This window comes from Alteromonas salexigens (assembly GCF_025628895.1).
Taxonomy (GTDB): Bacteria; Pseudomonadota; Gammaproteobacteria; order Enterobacterales; family Alteromonadaceae; genus Alteromonas; species Alteromonas salexigens.
The window spans coordinates 60,043-78,566 of the sequence record NZ_JAOTJC010000016.1 but is presented as its reverse complement, the minus strand read 5'-3'; the positions used below and the strand labels follow the sequence as shown (position 1 = coordinate 78,566).

The 18,524-nt window shown below is 47.8% G+C and carries 23 protein-coding genes; 15 read left to right on the top strand and 8 right to left on the bottom strand.

The window, feature by feature from the left end; genetic code table 11:
• The first annotated feature begins 52 nt into the window (after positions 1 to 52).
• The gene (locus OCL06_RS15995) at positions 53 to 250 is read left to right on the top strand and encodes a hypothetical protein (protein WP_262996401.1); all 198 of its coding nucleotides are present in this window, start codon (positions 53 to 55) and stop codon (positions 248 to 250) included.
• Positions 251 to 278: 28 nt separating this feature from the next.
• Here the strand turns inward: OCL06_RS15995 and OCL06_RS15990 are convergent, their stop codons facing one another.
• Positions 279 to 1,247, bottom strand: coding sequence for a hypothetical protein (locus OCL06_RS15990; RefSeq protein WP_262996399.1), 969 nt, complete (start codon positions 1,245 to 1,247; stop codon positions 279 to 281).
• Positions 1,248 to 1,590: 343 nt separating this feature from the next.
• On the opposite strand from OCL06_RS15990, the gene OCL06_RS15985 reads away from it, so the two are divergent.
• The 6 genes from OCL06_RS15985 to OCL06_RS15960 all read left to right on the top strand — a co-directional run bounded on the left by OCL06_RS15985 (position 1,591) and on the right by OCL06_RS15960 (position 6,064).
• Positions 1,591 to 2,547 (top strand): hypothetical protein, encoded by a 957-nt coding sequence (locus tag OCL06_RS15985; RefSeq protein WP_262996397.1) that lies wholly within the window; start codon positions 1,591 to 1,593, stop codon positions 2,545 to 2,547.
• A 40-nt stretch (positions 2,548 to 2,587) separates the two neighbouring features.
• A complete protein-coding gene (locus tag OCL06_RS15980) occupies positions 2,588 to 3,142 on the top strand; it encodes a hypothetical protein (RefSeq protein ID WP_262996395.1) in 555 nt (184 codons plus the stop codon).
• Between the two features lie 64 nt (positions 3,143 to 3,206).
• Entirely contained in the window at positions 3,207 to 3,830 is a 624-nt protein-coding gene (locus OCL06_RS15975) for a hypothetical protein (RefSeq protein ID WP_262996393.1), read from the top strand.
• Between the two features lie 62 nt (positions 3,831 to 3,892).
• Positions 3,893 to 4,903 carry a hypothetical protein gene (locus OCL06_RS15970; protein ID WP_262996391.1) on the top strand — a complete coding sequence of 337 codons (1,011 nt, stop codon included), beginning with the start codon at positions 3,893 to 3,895 and terminating at the stop codon, positions 4,901 to 4,903.
• A 106-nt stretch (positions 4,904 to 5,009) separates the two neighbouring features.
• Complete coding sequence (locus OCL06_RS15965; RefSeq protein WP_262996389.1) at positions 5,010 to 5,135, top strand: hypothetical protein; 126 nt, start codon at positions 5,010 to 5,012, stop codon at positions 5,133 to 5,135.
• 161 nt (positions 5,136 to 5,296) lie between these two features.
• Positions 5,297 to 6,064: a hypothetical protein gene (locus tag OCL06_RS15960; protein ID WP_262996387.1), complete on the top strand. Its 768-nt coding sequence runs from the start codon at positions 5,297 to 5,299 to the stop codon at positions 6,062 to 6,064.
• 150 nt (positions 6,065 to 6,214) lie between these two features.
• On the opposite strand, the gene OCL06_RS15955 is transcribed toward OCL06_RS15960, so the two are convergent.
• Positions 6,215 to 6,544: a hypothetical protein gene (locus tag OCL06_RS15955; RefSeq protein WP_262996385.1), complete on the bottom strand. Its 330-nt coding sequence runs from the start codon at positions 6,542 to 6,544 to the stop codon at positions 6,215 to 6,217.
• 662 nt (positions 6,545 to 7,206) lie between these two features.
• Here OCL06_RS15955 and OCL06_RS15950 point away from each other — a divergent pair.
• From OCL06_RS15950 to OCL06_RS15940, 3 genes are all read left to right on the top strand, one after another.
• Complete coding sequence (locus tag OCL06_RS15950; protein ID WP_262996383.1) at positions 7,207 to 7,614, top strand: hypothetical protein; 408 nt, start codon at positions 7,207 to 7,209, stop codon at positions 7,612 to 7,614.
• A 67-nt stretch (positions 7,615 to 7,681) separates the two neighbouring features.
• Complete coding sequence (locus OCL06_RS15945; RefSeq protein WP_262996382.1) at positions 7,682 to 8,680, top strand: hypothetical protein; 999 nt, start codon at positions 7,682 to 7,684, stop codon at positions 8,678 to 8,680.
• Positions 8,681 to 8,780: 100 nt separating this feature from the next.
• Complete coding sequence (locus tag OCL06_RS15940; RefSeq protein WP_262996381.1) at positions 8,781 to 9,068, top strand: hypothetical protein; 288 nt, start codon at positions 8,781 to 8,783, stop codon at positions 9,066 to 9,068.
• 51 nt (positions 9,069 to 9,119) lie between these two features.
• Here the strand turns inward: OCL06_RS15940 and OCL06_RS15935 are convergent, their stop codons facing one another.
• The 3 genes from OCL06_RS15935 to OCL06_RS15925 form a co-directional block, all read right to left on the bottom strand.
• A complete protein-coding gene (locus OCL06_RS15935) occupies positions 9,120 to 10,343 on the bottom strand; it encodes a lipid A deacylase LpxR family protein (RefSeq protein ID WP_262996380.1) in 1,224 nt (407 codons plus the stop codon).
• A gap of 190 nt (positions 10,344 to 10,533) precedes the next feature.
• The gene (locus OCL06_RS15930; protein ID WP_262996379.1) at positions 10,534 to 11,235 is read right to left on the bottom strand and encodes an RES family NAD+ phosphorylase; all 702 of its coding nucleotides are present in this window, start codon (positions 11,233 to 11,235) and stop codon (positions 10,534 to 10,536) included.
• On the bottom strand, positions 11,229 to 11,618 hold the full coding sequence (locus tag OCL06_RS15925) for an MbcA/ParS/Xre antitoxin family protein (protein ID WP_262996378.1): 390 nt from the start codon (positions 11,616 to 11,618) through the stop codon (positions 11,229 to 11,231). The genes OCL06_RS15930 and OCL06_RS15925 overlap by 7 nt, the downstream gene beginning before the upstream one ends.
• A gap of 287 nt (positions 11,619 to 11,905) precedes the next feature.
• Here OCL06_RS15925 and OCL06_RS15920 point away from each other — a divergent pair, with 287 nt between their 5' ends.
• Entirely contained in the window at positions 11,906 to 12,106 is a 201-nt protein-coding gene (locus OCL06_RS15920) for a hypothetical protein (protein ID WP_262996377.1), read from the top strand.
• Between the two features lie 8 nt (positions 12,107 to 12,114).
• The gene (locus OCL06_RS15915; RefSeq protein WP_262996376.1) at positions 12,115 to 12,807 is read left to right on the top strand and encodes a nucleotidyl transferase AbiEii/AbiGii toxin family protein; all 693 of its coding nucleotides are present in this window, start codon (positions 12,115 to 12,117) and stop codon (positions 12,805 to 12,807) included.
• 382 nt (positions 12,808 to 13,189) lie between these two features.
• On the opposite strand, the gene OCL06_RS15910 is transcribed toward OCL06_RS15915, so the two are convergent.
• Positions 13,190 to 14,314, bottom strand: a complete 1,125-nt coding sequence (locus tag OCL06_RS15910; protein WP_262996375.1) for a hypothetical protein — start codon at positions 14,312 to 14,314, stop codon at positions 13,190 to 13,192.
• Positions 14,315 to 14,385: 71 nt separating this feature from the next.
• Here OCL06_RS15910 and OCL06_RS15905 point away from each other — a divergent pair, with 71 nt between their 5' ends.
• Positions 14,386 to 14,526 carry a hypothetical protein gene (locus OCL06_RS15905; RefSeq protein ID WP_262996374.1) on the top strand — a complete coding sequence of 47 codons (141 nt, stop codon included), beginning with the start codon at positions 14,386 to 14,388 and terminating at the stop codon, positions 14,524 to 14,526.
• On the top strand, positions 14,523 to 14,663 hold the full coding sequence (locus tag OCL06_RS15900) for a hypothetical protein (RefSeq protein WP_262996372.1): 141 nt from the start codon (positions 14,523 to 14,525) through the stop codon (positions 14,661 to 14,663). The genes OCL06_RS15905 and OCL06_RS15900 overlap by 4 nt, the downstream gene beginning before the upstream one ends.
• A gap of 413 nt (positions 14,664 to 15,076) precedes the next feature.
• On the opposite strand, the gene OCL06_RS15895 is transcribed toward OCL06_RS15900, so the two are convergent.
• Both OCL06_RS15895 and OCL06_RS15890 read right to left on the bottom strand, forming a co-directional pair.
• Positions 15,077 to 15,907, bottom strand: coding sequence for a phospholipase D-like domain-containing protein (locus tag OCL06_RS15895; RefSeq protein ID WP_262996370.1), 831 nt, complete (start codon positions 15,905 to 15,907; stop codon positions 15,077 to 15,079).
• Positions 15,908 to 16,401: 494 nt separating this feature from the next.
• The gene (locus OCL06_RS15890; RefSeq protein ID WP_262996368.1) at positions 16,402 to 17,289 is read right to left on the bottom strand and encodes a PhzF family phenazine biosynthesis protein; all 888 of its coding nucleotides are present in this window, start codon (positions 17,287 to 17,289) and stop codon (positions 16,402 to 16,404) included.
• Between the two features lie 200 nt (positions 17,290 to 17,489).
• On the opposite strand from OCL06_RS15890, the gene OCL06_RS15885 reads away from it, so the two are divergent.
• Positions 17,490 to 18,485, top strand: coding sequence for an FAD:protein FMN transferase (locus OCL06_RS15885; RefSeq protein ID WP_262996366.1), 996 nt, complete (start codon positions 17,490 to 17,492; stop codon positions 18,483 to 18,485).
• Positions 18,486 to 18,524 lie beyond the last annotated feature (39 nt).

Below are 18,524 nucleotides of genomic sequence, written 5' to 3'. Positions count from 1 at the left end.
AGTAGCCACAGTGTAAATATAATAGCTACAAATTTATTGAGGCTAGCTATGTATGAGCGAAGGGTTAACGAACGAGAAAATCGTTGAAAAGGCGAAAAAGATCTTATCAGTAGAAAATGATAATCAGCTAGCCATTAAGTTAGGGGTAAGCCGCCAGCAAATACGTCAGTTTCGTCAGACACAGCGCATTGGCGTTGCTCAGCTTTTATTTACCGAATTTTTAAAGGTGATTGACCAGCAGGAAGAATAAAATTCCTGCCAGGTTAGCGAGGTCCGAACTACTCAAGGCGCACAAACTTGATCGTGCCATACCCAAATCTTGATTTGACCGGTATTTCCACATTCCTGATTATTTTCTTAATGCCTAGCTCTTTTAGTTCAATGGGCGCTCTAAAATAGATCTCCTCAGGCGAGGCGGTTCCCCGTTCTATCGGTTCATAAGGCAGACCCTCTGGTAACCGCATCCTTCGTTCAACATAATTTTTAAGTGCCTGACCATATGCTGACTCTCCCATTTCTTTGATGAGTGTGTCAAAGCTAAAGTTACTGTTTTTAAAGTAGTTGAATGTGTGTCCGCCGATCTTATTATTATCTATCAGCAATGCGAATACCGCCTCCCCGGCTATCGAATCATCAGATGTATTTTGCACATAGATAGTCACTTCGACGGGCAAGCTATAATTATCATTCAAATTCCAGTCTATGCTGGCATCTTTTACTACCAGGGCGTTCTCGGCTGGCGTAATAAAGTTTGGCAACAGCACAACCATTAAAACGGATAGGCCCACCACCCCTAGTATTAAAGTGAGGCGGCCGGAAAAAGCTTTTTTCGGTCTGCTCTGCGAGGTTTCTCGCCGGGGCTGATACACTCCCTCAGGCTGTTCCGACGCGGTTTGTGCTGGTGCCGGTGCCGTGTTTGGTTTGGCTGGCGCTGAGCTGGTGGCGCGCACAAAGAACCGGTTTTTGATGATGGCCACGCCAGTTGCGAGCAAGAATAAGTAAATCACGAACGGTGAGATGACATCCTCGACGGTGATCAACCCCGCGTCGAATCGTTCTGAGAAGTGATTGAATATGGCCAGCGATAAAAACAGGAATACAAAAGCATAAAACCCTTCACGCTTTCTGGATAGCCGGGCGGTCTTGCGGTACCCGCATTGCTGGCAGCGTTGCACGTTAAAACCCAGCAAGGTCTTGGTTGTGCTTACGTCGGGTGAGTGACATTGCTCACACTGAGTATTTTCCATGTTCGTCCCTTTATTTCCGCTATTCCTGAATTGCTTGTTTGCAGCATTGCTCACCTTATCAGTATGCCTCTATAAATTGCCACCAGCGGATAAATTGTCAACCGCCCTGGTGCCGTGCTCACCTTATAAAGTTTTAAACACTCGCAATTATCCCTATGAAATCACTGGACATTTTGCCTTTATGTAACTATTATAATTACATGTTCATACACATCCTCTTTTATGTAATGAAAGAGAGAGGGTAGGCCGAGCTGGCGCACGGGTTACTGCGGGAGCAGACATTACCCGCCCACAAATCGGCTTGTAATTGCGTAGGCTAATACTTATACTTGGAAGGCATCAAATGAGCAGGAGACAACATTATGGTAGGTCCACGACTGGTATAACACCGCTCTCTGCAGCACTCCTAATCGCCGGGAGCGTTGTTACCACCTCTGCTGCACCCGCAGCATCATCACCGCATATAACACCTGAACAAACCAGCCAGCAACTTCTTCACAGCACATTAGCTGAAGAATTAAGTGCGCGTCAGTCTCAGAACGTGCAGGGTAACCCACGTACTGACGGTCGCGTCAGCAGGCCACCAGCGCCAACGAAGCAAACCGTATCGAAAAAGTCGCCCAGTACCCGCGAATCTATCTGGAAAGATCGCCTTTTCTACGGGCTGATCATCTTTGCGCTCGGGCATGTACTGGTACCCACCTGGCGTTACTACTGGTCACGCCACATTCAGCGTACTAACTATATGCGCTGGTTACGTGCCGGGGTGGATTCATCACTATCCCGGTATGGTGAGCCAGTGGATGACAGCGTTCTCAATAAGCTGAATAACCTCTCTGCCAATCACCACACCTGGTATAAGAATCTCTCTGATAAAGGCTATCCGGTACCGTCTATGCTGGTGGACTTACATAGCGCGCTGCAAAAGTATCGGGAGGGTATGGCTGACTGCTCACCGTACATTCCGTATTTTACTTTTGTGGTGAATGACGACCGCAAGATGGATCACGATCATCCCATCTGGCTGATGGACAAAGAACGCTCCAACGTCGTGACCCGGTACCTGACTTCTCAGGCACAGATAAAGTCCAGCTTAAAAGATACTTACAGCTCACCGCTTTATGATTTATCCAGTCATGAAGATATGAAAAAGCGCGAGCAATGGGCGCACTCGTTTGAGTTTCTGCTGGAAGATGCGTGTGAGAACTTTGTGGCTACGATTGAGTTACACCGCAATTTGGAAAGCTGGGGATTTAGAAGCGAAGGTAAAGCAGCCAAGTTATTTGATGGTGCTGAATAAATTAAAAAAACGCCTTGTGTATATCTAATGGATATGTATAATGTTTACTAAGTCGGCGACTCCTACCGCCGCCATAGCCCACAACACACGCGAGGTCTTTATGGCTAATTATTACACCGATGCTTCTTTTATCGTTCCCCTGACACCCGAGCAGACTGAGTTTGCGCTAAAGGTGCTACAGTGTGCTACAGACGACTCCATCGACTTTACCAAGAAACACAAGACGGCTGCGGCAAAGCAGTACGAACCGGCCGTTTTCCGGCTGGCGAAAAAACTGGCCAAGGCGGTCATGGATGAGAGTCTTGAAGAGGTCTGCTTAGACTTTAGATGCGAGCAAGAACCCAAAGGACTATGGATTTCACATGATGAAACCATAAACACCTATCACGCTGCGACTTTCACACATCTTATTATGAAGCACTTCGATATAGACGGGTATATCGACATCCAGGCAGCGCACACCTGCAACAAGCGACGTCTTGATGCCTTTGGTGGCCATGCTGCCTTCATAACCAAAAAAGAAGTGAAATGGACATCCACTCATCAATGGGTGTACCAGCAAGCAAAACGCTCCGGCCTCAGCCCGGCAGCCTGATTAACCAATAATGCGCCCCGACTCCTACCGGGGCGCTTAAAACATTCTTACGCGAGGTCATATCATGAATACCGTTTTTTCTTTGGTTTACTTCGAAGCGAGCAAGAAAGCTTCAAACCTATTAAATGTCACCAACGGCCCATCTCTTTATCAGTCAGAACGTGAGGCGCAAGCGGCATTGCTGGCTTATATCAGAAACCGCTTGGCAGAAGCTTACACCGATTTATTAGCCGAAGAGGCAGCATCGTATGGCGTCAATATTATGCAGTATACCGATAATAACGATGAGCCTATGACGTCTGATGAAGCGTTTCACATGCTGATGTGTGAAAAGGAAAAACTAAACTTCTCGGTACTCACCGCCTGGTTCCGCGATGTGGCAAATGATGATGAGATGTACTTTGATTTTAAGATTGAAGAGTTGCCTACCACGTCGTTCATTGAATTAGCGACTTCAGCAGATGCTATTGAAGTGGATGGCAATTTCATCAGGCATTTCCATGTTGTCTCTGCCGATGAGCTTGAGGACGATCATTCTATATATATTGAGGCGTCCATGGTGGATGATGACTTAAATAAATATGACTATGACATCTCGTTATCTGAAGCTCAGAACGCAACTTACTGCCCGGTCAAAAAGCTCTGGACGGTAGGTGAACTGGATGTCTCATTTATCTGCTTTCAATAATAAAGCTGGTCGCCCCGACTCCTACCGGGGCGCTTAAAACATTCTTACGCGAGGTTTACGCAATGTCTACTGCACTACTGAAACAATCTGTTTTTAACGTATGGGGAAACAAAGCCGCCAGTCACCATTTATGCGTCGAGGTCAAAGGACTGGGGATGGTACATATCAATCGCACCTGTGAAGGGGTCATAGTGGATGTGTATGACAAATCCGATAACGACGGGTGTCTGGGCTCGTTAGCATTTACTGACGGTGATTTTCATGAGTCCTTTGCTGACAAGGTTCATGTCGCTATCGAAAGTTACGACCCCTCGGCTGACGTATGTCCTAGCTTCATTGAACAGGCGTACCAGCATGAGAGCTCGGTTGACCAGGCTGTCGCCGACTGGTTCAAGGCGCATCCGGTATCATTAGACGCCCTCACGCCCCTCAAAGGTGAATGTAAGCCTTTTTCAGATCAGGTTAGGGAGCTGACGCGTCCCTACCTGTCGATTTCAAAGCAGCACTACAACCAATTGGAACAGGCTCAGGCAGACTTTTACCAGACACCGGGCGGCCGGGTGGTGACGTTCGGCGAAGCTGATGGGGGCTATGCGCTGATGCCTCTGCAAGAAGAGGCGGCGAAAGACATATTGGCGGGTCAGTCGGTATTAAGCGCCATATTTCATGCAGGGGAAGTGTCCGACGTTCAGCGCGCACAACTTCATAAGCTGGGGTGGATAGAATGGCAAGACAGCGGTGACTATAGCGATTTTGAGCTGGAAGCGAGTTTCGGTGAAGCGCAGGATGATAGGTATCACTCACTCAATGTGCATCTGACTTTCAATTGGCAGCACAGTCAGATGTACCTGGTCATCGGCACCAATTTGGGCGATGGCTTCAATGGGTATCACCAAATTTATCATGATGGTCTTCCGCTGGATGAGCAACTAGAACGCTCGATGGACACATTGCGGGAAAGCACTACTGATGATCCGGTTATTACAGTGATTGACCAGCATCCTCACGCCTGGGCGAGTATAAAAGAAGGGGTGGGGCGGCTTTCTTCGATGCTGGGCATTTCAGCTAACTGACAGCCACTATCCGCTGACAACAAGGCATAATCTTCGTTTTGTTTGGAAACATCATTTCGCTAAATTGCGTTTGAGAATATTGCTCAGCTAATCAAAAAGGTAAATGATGTTCAAACTTTCACATGCGGTACGCATTCTCTTGGCCATTGCGGTATGCCTGGTCATCTATTTTGCAGACTGGGAAGATGCTCGTTCCCTGATCCAGCAATGGTTTATCGACGGACTATCCTAACGCCACCAGCCATGGAAGGCTGATTTCACTCAGGTAGAACCCCGAGTTTTTTGTCACCTTTTTTTACACCTTAAAATTTGCGAATGATTAAAGTTATGATTTAAATAGTCATTTTAAAATGGCCTGGTAATTGCTTGTTGCTCCAGAAAAGGAGAGGGAATATGTTTAAGAAATTGATTTTCACACTTACTTGCCTGGTGTTTTCAGGTTTTTCGTCTGCAGGTTTACTGACTGTGACATACACAGGGATAGTCACGAAAATAGAACGACAGGGAATCGACCCGTTTGATTTCGGGGCAGAAGTTAACGACCTCATCACCGGGTCGTTTCAAATTGACTTGGCCACAATGCCCAGCGACAACGCTACTTCAGGTCAGAAAGCCAGCGCTGAGTATTGGTACAGATACGAAGACTTCCACCGCAGAACTAATTTTGTAACCTCAACGGCTTCAGTGAATATGCCTGTATTTTTGGGGGATAAAGGTGATCCCAACTATGAAATTCAAGACGCGATTCATTTACAAAATTTTGGTGATGCCGCTCCGCGAGGTACGCATCAGTATAGGAGAGTTTATTTTTCTAACAGAGACTTTTTTAATGCATCTGGTCAATTTTATGATTTGGAACATATCCTGTATGCTTGGGATTTTTCTGACTCAAGCCTGGATGGAGGTCTGGCAGCAGGAAAACCGCTATCCTTTTTATTAAGCGAGTCTGAACTTGGGCTGGGCGTTGCCGGTGCAGCTGGCGAAATTAGATCACAAAGCCGTTATACTAGTGATAGATTCGGATCAAACTCTGTAAATAAACTTAACTATAGGGTCACTAGCATAGCTATTACCGCCACCGAAGTCGCGACTCCTAGTATATTGAGTTTGTTTATATTGGGTCTGATTTGTATTAGCGTCAGGCGGTTTTTGGGACAATAGATCAGCGTTTGTAGCTAAGTTAAGGTCGCACATCGCGGCCTTTTTAATTTTCGGTAAAAATAGAGTTCTCTCAAAGAGCAAATATGATTAGTTTGTTGGAGTAGGTGTGAAAGCGTATATGTATTAATAAGCACTCAGTTTAGCTTCTCCTCACTTAAGTAGTCTGGTGCGATGCTCTTGAAAGATTTCTTCACTGATCACCTCTTTATCCCGTAACTCAGTCCAGTGCACAAGCTCAGTTGCCCGTTTAGCGTGGCTTTTATCACTACCCAGTCTCTTTTTCGTATTGCGAACGCTGTTACTTAAATTAGCGGCAAACCGTCGCAAGCCTTTGAGTGCTACTTTCAGAGCATTGTAGGTAAACCACACGCCCAGAGACAACAACACAACCGCTATCAAGGTTTTAAACAGTTCAGTATGTTTATAGCCCGCCCATATAGTGTTGTAGCGGTTATCGTAGTCTTTCTTGCTCTTTCTCACGGCAGCTTCAGCCTGGGCGCGTTGGGTAGCAAGATGCTTTAGCACCGGCGTGGTGGCAATGATACGTTCATAGGTGCCAAGGATTTCCTAGTTGTCTAGGAAGTTTTCTTTCTGTGTCGCTTTCTCAAAAAAGACAGATAGGTTCTCACCAGCTTAAATGGCGCTGAGGAGCCGTGACGAGTCGCGCCGGTCAAAGCTATGTGAGTCGGTAGCGAAGGACTGGCCATGTATACCCCTCCATATGCCCCGGGGGGGGGGTGGTTATTCTAATACTTTGGTAGCGAAGCTCAGGGGAAGAGCGGGTGGATGTGATCGCAATGCGGTCGGCTACTAATTCAATCTTGGGAATAAGCGTTTTGGTTTTTTAGAAACCAAAGATGTTCCACCAGGGAGTGGTGGAAGCCAAACTTAATCTGGAGGCGTCAGCAAATTAAGGGTTATGCAGTTCAAGATATAAATCTTCTTCAAGCTGCCAAAGTCCATAATCCATCCTGCAATTCAACTCACCGGCATACCGGCGCATCACAGTGTCTGAAAAATTATTAAAAAAGATTGCCGCCTTTCTTGTGTATATCTAATAGATATGTATAATAAGTAGTGAATCGGGTAACTCCTACTGCCCTGAACTTAAAACGACAACTGTTTACGCGAGGTAAATACTGATGAAACTGCTACTTGATGTCTCCTGCGCCAATGACATGGCTGACGATGTGCCCTGTACGTTTTATGCCGAGCTCACCGACGCCGACATAGCGCGGATCAAAACTCTGGCTGCAGCTGTAAAGCAAGTGGATGCCTATGAGATTAAAGAGTTTGATTACTCCGGTTCGTGGTATAACGCGTGTTGCGCTTTACCTGCCATTAAGGACGATCCTGACCAGTTTATCACCGATGAGGTGAGTGGCCTTGAGGGTGCCGAATGCCGGGTAGAGGTGCCTATGCTGTGCGTGACCCAAGATAAATTCAAGTTCATCAGCGTCCCCAAGCACTGCGGTGACAATTTTTCTTTAAGTACCCGACACATTGACATTGCTGAGCTGGATACCAGCACGGCCATCATTAGTCTGTAAATTATTTTATCCTGCGGCCTGCCTCCTACCGGGTCGCTTTAACCGATACAAAACGCGAGGTAACACCATGAGCGATAACACTTCAGTAGAGCTGACACTGCGTGTCACGGATTTCCACACCCATCAGGATTTATTTGATGACAACTGCACCGTGCTGGTGGGCGACCATACAATGGCCGGGGCGCATTCCTACCTGGTCGAGGTTTCCTATTCCCGCTGTAATGGCGGTGAAATTGGCATCGAAGCCGCGCTTCAGGCACGCGGCATCCCCTATGATAAATGCTGGGGCGCCGGTGACGAATTCACGTCGGGGATGGAAACTGCACGTGTTCTGCCCAATGGGCAGATCGTCACAAAGCGTATCTATGATGATGAAGCCGGGCGGGTATCGCTGGCCGATATCGATGCGGCCATCCGAGCCAATGACTTGGAAGCGGTACTGCAGGCCAAGCGCCGCGAGTTTCACATCATGCCGTGGGACGTGCAGCTGAATATCCTTGAGGCGCGTAAAGACGCCGCTGCGCAGCTGGTGGCGATGTCACAGGAAGCGCTGGATGAGCTGGTGACAGACTTCGCCTTTGGCGCATCAACCGATGCACGCAATGCAACGGATGATGAGCAAGAGCAGGAGACACTGCTGTCTCAGACCGAATCCATGGTCTCTGATATCTGCAACCAGGGGAAGGAAGCACAGGCAGAGTGGCTATTATCACACGGCTATATGACTGAGACGCTGGTGCAGCTGCAACGCGAGAGCAAGCAAGCTGAAGATGACGCTACGGCCACGCCCGTAGAAGCGCCGGGCATGCGCTACTTTGTCTGTGCGATTACTGAGGTGAACGGTTTTTATGAGTACACCTCAGAGTTTTTAATGACCGTGGCGCCTGATGCGTGTCCGAACGAGCGGTTAACAGACATCTTTGTGCATTACCGGGGCGACGAAGGGGAGTTGGATGGGGAGGACACGGTTACCTATGAATGTGGTACTGTCGCAAAAAATCCTACCATGCGCGAGATCTCCTATATGGAATATGGGATCATGGAAAAATACCTCGGCAGACTGTAACACCGGTTGATGGCCTGGCTGACGCAGTCGCTGCGTCAGCCAGTGGTTTTTCGTAAGGTAAGTACACAGCCACCTTAAGGCAATTTATTAGGAGCAAAGCGTGGATACCAAAGCACGTAACAAGCAACTCTACCAGGAAGCCCGGCAGGCGACAGGTTGTTCACAAAATGACTGGGCACGGCTGTTTACCCTGACTCCCGGTAAAGGCGCCAAACATGGCCAAAAAGGGCAGAGCAACGTGGCGTTAAAGGAGTCAGGTACCAAAGGTGTCAATCAGGCGGAATGTCTGGCCTCTGAACTGCTCCGGTATTTTCAGGCGCAGGGGTATGACGTGAAAAACACCGAATTCGATGAAGATGGCCGTATTACCTCCATACCCAAACGGTAACCTGCCCACCAGCGAACAGGTCATCGTGCACTGCCGGTCACCGGTGTTGCACTACAAGAGCATGCCCCACTGGACTTCGCCCCACCGGTGATGCCGGTCATTAAACGGGATCCCTTCTATCTCGGGACTGCGCTCCTTAAAGCCAAACGATAAAAACGCCCCAGACCATTCCACTCTCACCCCATAGCCAATGGTCTTGAACCGACTGGCAGCATCCTGGGTGTACTCAGAGTCTCTAAGTACACCGCCCTCAATGGTGGCATTGTGCCAGACGGCGGTCTCTTCATAATTGAGAAACAAATATACGCTGACGAAATTAAACCGTTCCGGCTCTGTCTTTTTCGGCTCAGGTAGGTTAGGTAGATTAGGTAGGTGGCCTCTGTCATTCTCTTTCAGTATGGATGATTGAAAGGGGGCGCCACTAAAATAGCCTCGCACGTTATACCCGACACGCAGGTTGAGTCCTGCTCTGGCGCGTACAAAGACATTGCCCAGCTCACCCATAATATACGGCTGAATATCTAGGTACCGGGTGTTCGCTAGCGGATCATCATCCACCTTCATCCAGGACGGGATCGCAAAATCATGACGGACATTCAACTGCACGGCCGGTTCGGTTGCTATCTGCGTATCCCAGGTAGGATGGTCTAATTCCCATATGCAATGCCATTTTTGCTGGATGTCCTCAGAGAGCGATGCGCGCCCGAGGATCCCAACCTGTAAATCATAGCGGGTGGATGCATCGTCAGCATAACGGGTTTGTACGAAGCCGCCCACGTAGGTGTAACCTGCAAAAGGCCGGTCAAAGGGCTGAAACTCATCGCGGGTGGCGGTGATATCAAAAGGCGTATATATGAGGTTCGCTGCGTACCAACCGGCGTGGTACTGATATATATCAATGCCATCGGTGTTTTTATCACAGCCTAAGACATTCACCTGGTAATGCAGCTGGTAGAGTGTGGTGGGCTGGAAATCACACTCGTCACGGAGGTCAGGCTTATAGCTTAAGTTGTAGTCTGTCAGTTTCTTATCCTCCTTATACGCAGTTATGTCGCCGTCAGCGTGCTTCAGGAAGTAATCCCCCGTCCAGATCCGGGAATAACGAAGGCCATTGGTATAGTAACGGTCACTGACCCAGGTAAAAAAATCATTTTCTACGTCAATAGAATAGGCGTCATGTTTACCCTGGGTAGTGGTCTGGTATATGTCGATGAGGTCGGGCTCGGCCAAAACGGGTAACGAGGTCATAAGCAGGCAGGGGAGAATGCGTCGCATAACAATCCTTTGTCAGGTTAACTGCTTATATAATAGACGCTTTTATCAATCTCGCTAATTATCGGGGGGGAACTGTAAACAATTGGGTAGGTAACAAAAAACGCTCATGTCTTTCCTAATAAAGATACAAATTGAGTTCTATGACAAGATACCTACTCTTTTCGAGTAGGTATCTTGATTTGGCTATGAGTTAACGCCCCGGCGATGCGACCAACTGGTTTACTGTCAGCTGGCCTTCCCGGTACACCATTTCATAATGCTTGGACTGAAAGACTCTGGTGACTGTGCGGGGAGAAAAAAGCGCGAAGCACTCTCTTCCTTCATTTCTCACCGAGGGATAACGAAGGCCCCCAGTGTTATTTTGTTTTAACTGCAACCCGAGTCGTTGTGAGTGCGAATAGTCATCTGGATCGAGATAAATCGCATTCGTGTCAGTTCGCGGAAGATCTTTATACACTGATGTCTGGAATTGGCAGCACAACTCCCGAAAGACAAACCGGTCATAAGCCAACCCTTCAACATTATTCCAATATTCCTGCTGGTGGTGTCTAACCTCTTCAATGGCGGTTTCAGCCGTATCAGCGATATAAAGTACACCAAAGTCCCCTGCCGAAAAGCGGGAGCCATCTGGGTTCACATGGGTGAAGGGTGCGACGGCATAAGACACACCATCAATCCCAAAGGGTATTTCTTCAGCTGGCAGCAGGTTCAGGTTACCCACCTCGTTTTGAAGGCGGGGATTGGTCAGTGTCTGGCACGCATACACCGCCTCAAACTCATCGGCGTCAGCCACATCATCAAATAATGCTATCGGCGGGAACTTAGAATTAACTAACCGATAGCCGGTCGAATCAGTAACGGGTAAATCAGGGAGCTCGCTGGCGTTTACCATTGAGCCCCCCTCAACGCATCTATCCGCTTAAACACTTCGTAAAGGTTTGCCATTGACCCTTTTACCATTAATTCAAAAGGGGTCGCCCCGTTGAAATAGGGGTTATGGTTCTTCTTATGAACAAACCCATAGACGTTCTCCGGATTGTCGAAAACAATTCGCAGCGCTTGATGAATGTTCAGTACATAGCTCACCCGGTCAGCCTGGTCACGCGTGAGTGTCACATGGCTTTTGCGCTTCGCCCGAGCGATGGTGGCTGATGAGACGCCAAGGATGGCGGCCATCTGGTCGGCAGTAGCTTTCCACTTACTGAGTATATTAACCGCGACCGGTAGCGCTTTTGAGACCGCTTCTAATTGTTGGGACTGCTCAGCAACCGCCATAATTCTCTCCAGATAAGCTTTTTGTATAAATCAGTCTATGGATTAAATATAGTATCTTGAGATAAGAAAATCAAATATATCGGTCACTAGATAAATCCGGACCGTCAAATTTAGTCGTAAGTTGTGAAAGTGATTTACCACAAACTACTTAACATTTTGATACAGGGACAACAGGTGTACGTAGTAAGAGGTGGATATTACAGGCGTTCTTAAATGTAGAAGATAGCGTGCTCAGACTCCCTGTGGTACAATTTATATGCTATTTAAAGACAAGGTCACGGGTACTAATGCTGATTATCGACGATTACCCAGAACTTAAATCTGTATTTTGGGACTGGAACGACAAAGAAGTTGATGAAAAAACCGCTTTCGAAATTATCGAAAAGCGTTGGCCTTATATTGACCCAGAAAACCTGACCCATAATGAAAAAGAGCTAATCAACAAGCTTGCCAAAGACTACGGGCACGATCTGTTGCTGGTTGCTTAATATCATCTATGAAATCTCTTCATCACGCTGCAATAAAAAAAGCACTATCTCAATTCAACTCTCACTACCTCTCTGAAAATCAAATTTTATTTGGTGATGGTACTCGCATTGCGTTAGAGCTAGACGAATACAGAAAATCCATTGATATCGACTTTTTATGTCCGGACAAAGCAAGTTACCGTGCAGTCAGAACACAGGTGACGAATAATTCCTTTGGTAACCTGGTGGATAAGCCGTTTACTTTACCCCGGGAGATCCGCGCTGACCGTGATGCTGTCCGGGCTTTTATAAATGTCGATGACATAACCATTAAGCTTGAGTTTGTTTCTTTTGACGACTATCAGTTAAAGGCTGCCTGCGACTTAATGTGGGGCGTCCCCATCATAAATCGTGACAGTTGCTTTGTTACCAAAATATTAGCCAACGCTGATCGGTATCGAACAGAGCCAAGGAAAGACATTGTCGATTTAGTGATGATGTATCGCCATTGGGGAGAGCCAAGTGAAGCAGTCTGGGATGAAGTCGATGCACATTATGGGCCCATCGCAGAAGAAAATTTAATCTATGCCCTTCAGGGCATTACCTGTGAACCTACCTATCTACAAAAGACCATTGCTGTTTGTGAGATGGATCCAGCGTCCGCTCAGCAAATTGAAGAAACAGCCGAACACTGGCTACACACGCTGCACTCCCAGCCTTAATATCGCCCCACGCCTTAGATTCGCTGGCCCCGGGTGCGCAGTTAAACCATACTTTTAAAATAGTGCGCACAATCTATTGCATTGTCTGATGATGTGCATATAACAATTACATTAAGGCGCACCTCGGTCTGCAGGGGTTGGATAACGCAATGAACCACATCACTTTAGATACCGAAGATTACCGGAGCCCAAAGGTCATGATCCGGGTAAGCTAATTTCTCCAGGCTGCTGGGACAGTACAATGACTTCTCGTTTAAACTCCGGTAGGCAAGTCCAACCAGAGGTTCAAGGATAAGTAATAGTAGGGCGGGTGATTGACTGTCCAATACTAACTGTTACTCGGGCAATCTGGCACCTTGCCACTGATATAACGCACTACGATTCAGGGGTGCAACTCGCCCGTAACACGGAAGTGGTTGTAACGTTCCTGTACTTTCGCCTTAAGCTCGGGGTATTTCTCAAAGCTGTTCACTATCAACTCAATATCACACCCTGTGTCTTTTAAAGACATTTGGCACCCCGTGAAGAGGTTAACAAGTAAATAAGGAATGATGACGGCCAGGTCGTCTTCAGATTCACAAAAGGGTCTTCTCAGAATGACGATATCCTTACGAAACTGGTTTAACGTAAAAAGCTTACCTTCACGTATTCTCTGAAATCGCTTCTTTATAGCGTCTGTATTTGGGTCAATGGTATCTTCCTCACAGCTAAACAGGCAGGATGTGTCGATATCCTTGTCTTTATACTGCTTAACAAGAATATCTCTGAACAGCTGGGTATTCGTTATTTTATTCTTCCCGTGATGCGTAGTTGCCCATAAATGCTTAACCTGGGTCACTAGCTTTTCATTGCTGTGGCTTAAGCAAACGCCGCCGTTTTTCTCATAACAGGTGGGAAGGATTTTACTTAGGATGAAATCGCTGTCCGACTTATCAGAAAGCTCCAGAAACAGTTCAAAACACGCTGCCCAGTACATAATCATGTGGATTACGTAGGGAAACATCAGTGTCGGATTTTCAGATGTTAGATCCACCTCAGTCAACCATAGCCATTCTTTGATAAATTTATTGGTAGATGAGCAATCTTGAGATGAACGTGCCAATGCTAACTGCGTGGACTCCAACTTACAGTGGCCCTCTATAAACTTCCGAAAGCTATGCAAGGGCTCTGAAGCTTCACTGGCGGGAATATACCCGTCTAGCGCATAGTAAATCTGTATCCATGCGCCATAGCTGTTTTTATCGAAACTATGGTGGTTGGCGTGAACATCGGGCACCTCTACGCCTAAATACGCCAGTAACCTTTCGGCATCGACCTCATTTGCCCGGTAATCTCGGAAGATTTGTTCATCGTGAGTGATCGTGTCATCACGCTTTATCATACGAGCGATTTTCACGAAAAAATCTGATTCCGAGCCTGGGTCGGTCACATTCAATGCGCGAACCATGATGTCCATAAACCCATTGAACAATATGCCTTCGTTAAATTTCGGATTGAAGAGTTTCACTGAAAAGTCCCTTTTTTTGAAGCCAGATTAAAGCAGACTACCAGTCGAGCAGCAAATAAGGAGATGCTTAGATGTTAACCATCAAACCTACTGATAACTCTGCAAATCAGCAGAACCCTAACAAAGGCACCCCCGGCACGAATAAGCAGTATGACCAGGCAATGGGTAACCGGGGTAAACAGGTTCAACAAACACGAGGGAAGAGCAAATGAGCCGTTCACCTAACGATGACAGAAGTGACAGCATGAATCCTAATAACGACGCCTACTGGGATAGTTTGGATAATCATGCTAATCAGCTCAATCCAAATCATGATGAATATTGTGGTGAAGACGATGAAGAAGACTAGATGATAAGTAGGGGAGCACTGACGTGCTCCCCTATAGAGCAAAAAGCTGGTGAGCAGACTTTGGTATGCTTTGAATACTGAGCTTTGCTGAGCCAACCTGAAGGTTGCGCAACTACTTAGATGTAGTGACTCACATATGATCTGACAAACGCTCTGCAAAGTCTTGACCTAGCCGGACAGGAAGCACCGGGCGATTTCCAGTCCGTCACCACCGCGAAGGTGGTGGTCTGCTTAAGACAAGGAGCGGACGGTGAAGTTGACCTCTCCCCCAAAAATAACACCACCGACTTTAGCTGCTCCCGATGTCGATTCGTAGGCTCCGTAAGAACTTGCAAAAGCTGGCGAACCTGCACCCAGTGGGAACGTATTTGTTAGAAAAATTATGTTAAAATTCTTATATCGTGCATATTTTACTAGCTAGGTAGCATCTCTCTTTTAACTTTATTAATCGCTTTAATATCAAAAACTTTCAAACTAGTTTCCTTTCGAACAACATTTTGATTACTCAAAAAATTAAAACTGCCCGTAATAGCGTATTTATCGTCCACTACGATACCTTTCTGATGAGTGTGTGACTGGATTACCTGTAGATTAGAAAATTCTCTAGAAAGTTTATTTAGCTCGAATAAAGCTTCGTCATAACCCGGTTTCATCCAGAAACTAGCATGAGACCTATAGTCGGAAACTATCAGGTAAATTTGAACATTACGAAGCAGAGTGAATCTTAAAGCCTGAATGAAATTTTCATTAACCACGTTGGAAGATAAAAATCCAGATGCAATGTAAAGTTCTTTTTTGACTTCAGAAATCGCTAATCTTAGCTCATTTTTATGTGCATCACCGGAAATAACATCTGCATCTTCAAAACCTGAAAACTCCCAGTCCGTCTCCCCACAGCTAGCGCATTCATATTCTTTTTTATTGAAAATATCTGTGATCTTTTCAGCTACTGAAACAGCCATGTTAAAATCTTTGCCTAATAGAACGAAAGAGCCGCCAGCTAAAAGTAGACCGGCAATTGCCGCAGCGCCACCATAGAATCCTAAAAGGCCAGCAAAAGCATAGGTTACCCAGCCAACGGCACCGCCGGCGATCATCCCGCCCCCAATTACTGTTTTTATTAGGCTAGCATTTACGATGGTTTCATAACCGCAATTTCCACACTTAATTTCCATGTGTGCATTTTTTCCTTTTGAATCCGAATTGAAAGTGGGTAGCAGTAAAGCTTGGCTTTTAAATAACATTCCCAGATCTGCTTACTCATTACTATAATACAGTTTTGACTCCCGCTCCCCATTCAAGCGCCTGCAATTACAATTTTTTATATGAAGAATATGTCTAGAGAACCCCGCCTGTCCGTCTGTTACACGTACGAAGGAGACCCCCGCCTTCGCGAGGGTGACGGGCTGGAGATAGTTGTCATTGACGAAACTAATTCGCTGGAAGAAACGCGTCATTGCGACGAAGGCCGCAACCTCCATCGTCTAACCGCAATATTAAAAGTCACTCTTTTCGCGTGCACAATGAAAGTTGAGGGGGTCCCGGCCTTCGCCGGGATGACGGGCTGTTTTTAGCTCGAAGAAACGCGTCATTGCGGCGAAGGCCGCAACCTCCCTCGTCTAACCGCAATATTAAGAATCACTCTTTTCGCGTGCACCATGACCGTTGATGAGGTCCCGGCCTTCGCCGGGATGACGGTAGCTTTTGCAGACGTCGGGATGACCCTAGTCATCGACAGTCATCTCTCCGGTAATGTCAGCTCCCCTTCAATACAAGTCACGGCCTGGCCTGCTACCGAAATACCGGATGCTGCGATGGTCAGGGTAATTTTACCATTACGGCCAACATTGCTGCCCTGGTAGGACCGAAGCTCTCGGGAGTCAGGCACGGGTAGTGCGTATTGCCGGATAAAGGCGGCGACGGCACCGTTGCCACTACCGCAAACCGGATCTTCCGGGATCCCGCAGGCAGGCGCAAACGACCTTACCTCAATGGCACAGGGCAACACGCCGTCCTGATACCCGAACAGGCAGCTTCCCGTCGCCTCAAGCTCACGATCCAGCGCGGCCAGCCCTACAAAATCCGGCCTGGCCTGGGCCACCCGTTTGGCATTATGACCCTGAGCAACAATCCAGCGCGGACCAACATCGACCAACACAGGCGGGCACTCGGCGGAAAGCTTGCAGTTAAGCAGCGTGCTCAGGCGCTGGGCCTGCGCGGCGGGCAACGGTGTAATGGTCGGCTCTGGCAGTGAGAATGCGATATGGGCGGGGCCATGATCAGACTCGGTGACTTTCAGTGCGATAAGCCCGGCTTCGCATTCCTGTATCAGTTGTTGCCGATGGGGGGTGATTTGTCCGGCTTCCATCAGGGCATGGGCTGTCCCGATGGTAGGGTGACCTGCAAATGGTAATTCCCGCCCGGGTGTAAATATACGCACCCGGTAGTCCGCTTCCGGACTTGTCGCAGGTAGCACGAACGTTGTTTCAGACAGGTTGGTCCAATGGGCAATACGCTGCATCTGCGAAGATGACAGGCCCTGCGCATCCATAACCACCGCAACCGGGTTGCCACAAAAAGGTTGCTGGGTAAAAACATCAACTTGTTTAAAGGGAGTAGTCGGCATGGTCAGAGTCGATAGCTGTGTGACTTATCTTTCACTATAACGCAAAACGGCGAGTAAAAAAGGCTGCACCGGATAAGCAGATGCGAGGCGGGAGCGTCGAAACCTGCACATACCTCAATTATAAGCGGCCACCTGAATGGCCATACCGACGTATAAATGTGGCTGTCTTTATGTCGCGCAGGCTGTGATATACCTGCACCATGAGCAATCAGAAATTTTTTACCATGGCGAAATGGCTGGGCAGCATTTTAGTGGGCTTAGTAATTACAGTCGGCGCGGCGCGTGCTGACTGGTATTACGATGATGCCGCGATAATGGGCACCAATATTGAAGTGCAGGTTTGGGCTGATACGGAGCGGGCGGGGCAGGCTGCCATTGACGCTGTTTTTGCTGAGATGGAACGGGTGAATCAGCAAATGAGCCCGTATATTGAAAGCAGCGAACTCAGCCGGCTGAATGCGTCAGCGGCTACTGCGCCAGTGGTGGTGTCTGCGGAGCTGTTTGCGCTGCTAAGGTATGCGCAGCAAATGAGTGAGACCTCAAACGGTGCATTTGATATTACCTTCGCCAGCGTGGGCTTTCATTACGATTACCGTGCCCAAAAGCGCCCCAGCGATGAGGTTATTGCCAGTCAGTTAGCTGCCGTCAATTATCGTCATCTTGAGTTGAACACAGAGCAACACAGCGTGTTTTATGCCCACCCCGATGTCAGAATTGATCTGGGCGGTATTGCGAAGGGGCATGCGGTAGACAAAGCCATTGAGAAACTGAAACGACTGGGCGTAGAGCATGCCATGGTCACTGCCGGCGGAGATACCCGGCTGCTCGGCGACAGACTGGGGCGGCCCTGGCTGGTGGGGATCCGGGATCCCCGTAAAGCAGATCGCCAGGCCGTAAAATTACCACTCAGCAATACCGCTATCTCAACCTCGGGTGACTATGAGCGTTACTTCGAAGAAGATGGTCAGCGCTACCATCACATACTGTCCCCGGCCACGGGTAAATCCGCGTCTATGGTGCAGTCGGTGTCGGTGATCGGCCCCAGCAGTACCACCAATGACGCCCTTTCCACCTCGGTGTTTGTATTAGGGTTAGAGGCCGGTATGGCGCTCATTAACTCCCTGCCCACGGTAGAGGCCATCATTCTTGATAACCAGCGGCGCATGCACTTCTCTGCCGGGCTCACCGATCAGTAATATCGTTTCCGCTGGTATTGTGAGCGCCGCTTCATTGAT

What these genes read in the sequence shown, in the direction of transcription:
- OCL06_RS15995 (WP_262996401.1), top strand. Translation starts at nt 53, where the DNA reads ATGAGCGAAGGGTTAACGAACGAGAAAATCGTTGAAAAGGCGAAAAAG.
- OCL06_RS15990 (WP_262996399.1), bottom strand. Translation starts at nt 1,247, where the DNA reads ATGGAAAATACTCAGTGTGAGCAATGTCACTCACCCGACGTAAGCACA.
- OCL06_RS15985 (WP_262996397.1), top strand. Translation starts at nt 1,591, where the DNA reads ATGAGCAGGAGACAACATTATGGTAGGTCCACGACTGGTATAACACCG.
- OCL06_RS15980 (WP_262996395.1), top strand. Translation starts at nt 2,588, where the DNA reads ATGTTTACTAAGTCGGCGACTCCTACCGCCGCCATAGCCCACAACACA.
- OCL06_RS15975 (WP_262996393.1), top strand. Translation starts at nt 3,207, where the DNA reads ATGAATACCGTTTTTTCTTTGGTTTACTTCGAAGCGAGCAAGAAAGCT.
- OCL06_RS15970 (WP_262996391.1), top strand. Translation starts at nt 3,893, where the DNA reads ATGTCTACTGCACTACTGAAACAATCTGTTTTTAACGTATGGGGAAAC.
- OCL06_RS15965 (WP_262996389.1), top strand. Translation starts at nt 5,010, where the DNA reads ATGTTCAAACTTTCACATGCGGTACGCATTCTCTTGGCCATTGCGGTA.
- OCL06_RS15960 (WP_262996387.1), top strand. Translation starts at nt 5,297, where the DNA reads ATGTTTAAGAAATTGATTTTCACACTTACTTGCCTGGTGTTTTCAGGT.
- OCL06_RS15950 (WP_262996383.1), top strand. Translation starts at nt 7,207, where the DNA reads ATGAAACTGCTACTTGATGTCTCCTGCGCCAATGACATGGCTGACGAT.
- OCL06_RS15945 (WP_262996382.1), top strand. Translation starts at nt 7,682, where the DNA reads ATGAGCGATAACACTTCAGTAGAGCTGACACTGCGTGTCACGGATTTC.
- OCL06_RS15935 (WP_262996380.1), bottom strand. Translation starts at nt 10,343, where the DNA reads ATGCGACGCATTCTCCCCTGCCTGCTTATGACCTCGTTACCCGTTTTG.
- OCL06_RS15930 (WP_262996379.1), bottom strand. Translation starts at nt 11,235, where the DNA reads ATGGTAAACGCCAGCGAGCTCCCTGATTTACCCGTTACTGATTCGACC.
- OCL06_RS15925 (WP_262996378.1), bottom strand. Translation starts at nt 11,618, where the DNA reads ATGGCGGTTGCTGAGCAGTCCCAACAATTAGAAGCGGTCTCAAAAGCG.
- OCL06_RS15920 (WP_262996377.1), top strand. Translation starts at nt 11,906, where the DNA reads ATGCTGATTATCGACGATTACCCAGAACTTAAATCTGTATTTTGGGAC.
- OCL06_RS15915 (WP_262996376.1), top strand. Translation starts at nt 12,115, where the DNA reads ATGAAATCTCTTCATCACGCTGCAATAAAAAAAGCACTATCTCAATTC.
- OCL06_RS15905 (WP_262996374.1), top strand. Translation starts at nt 14,386, where the DNA reads ATGTTAACCATCAAACCTACTGATAACTCTGCAAATCAGCAGAACCCT.
- OCL06_RS15900 (WP_262996372.1), top strand. Translation starts at nt 14,523, where the DNA reads ATGAGCCGTTCACCTAACGATGACAGAAGTGACAGCATGAATCCTAAT.
- OCL06_RS15895 (WP_262996370.1), bottom strand. Translation starts at nt 15,907, where the DNA reads ATGTTATTTAAAAGCCAAGCTTTACTGCTACCCACTTTCAATTCGGAT.
- OCL06_RS15890 (WP_262996368.1), bottom strand. Translation starts at nt 17,289, where the DNA reads ATGCCGACTACTCCCTTTAAACAAGTTGATGTTTTTACCCAGCAACCT.
- OCL06_RS15885 (WP_262996366.1), top strand. Translation starts at nt 17,490, where the DNA reads ATGAGCAATCAGAAATTTTTTACCATGGCGAAATGGCTGGGCAGCATT.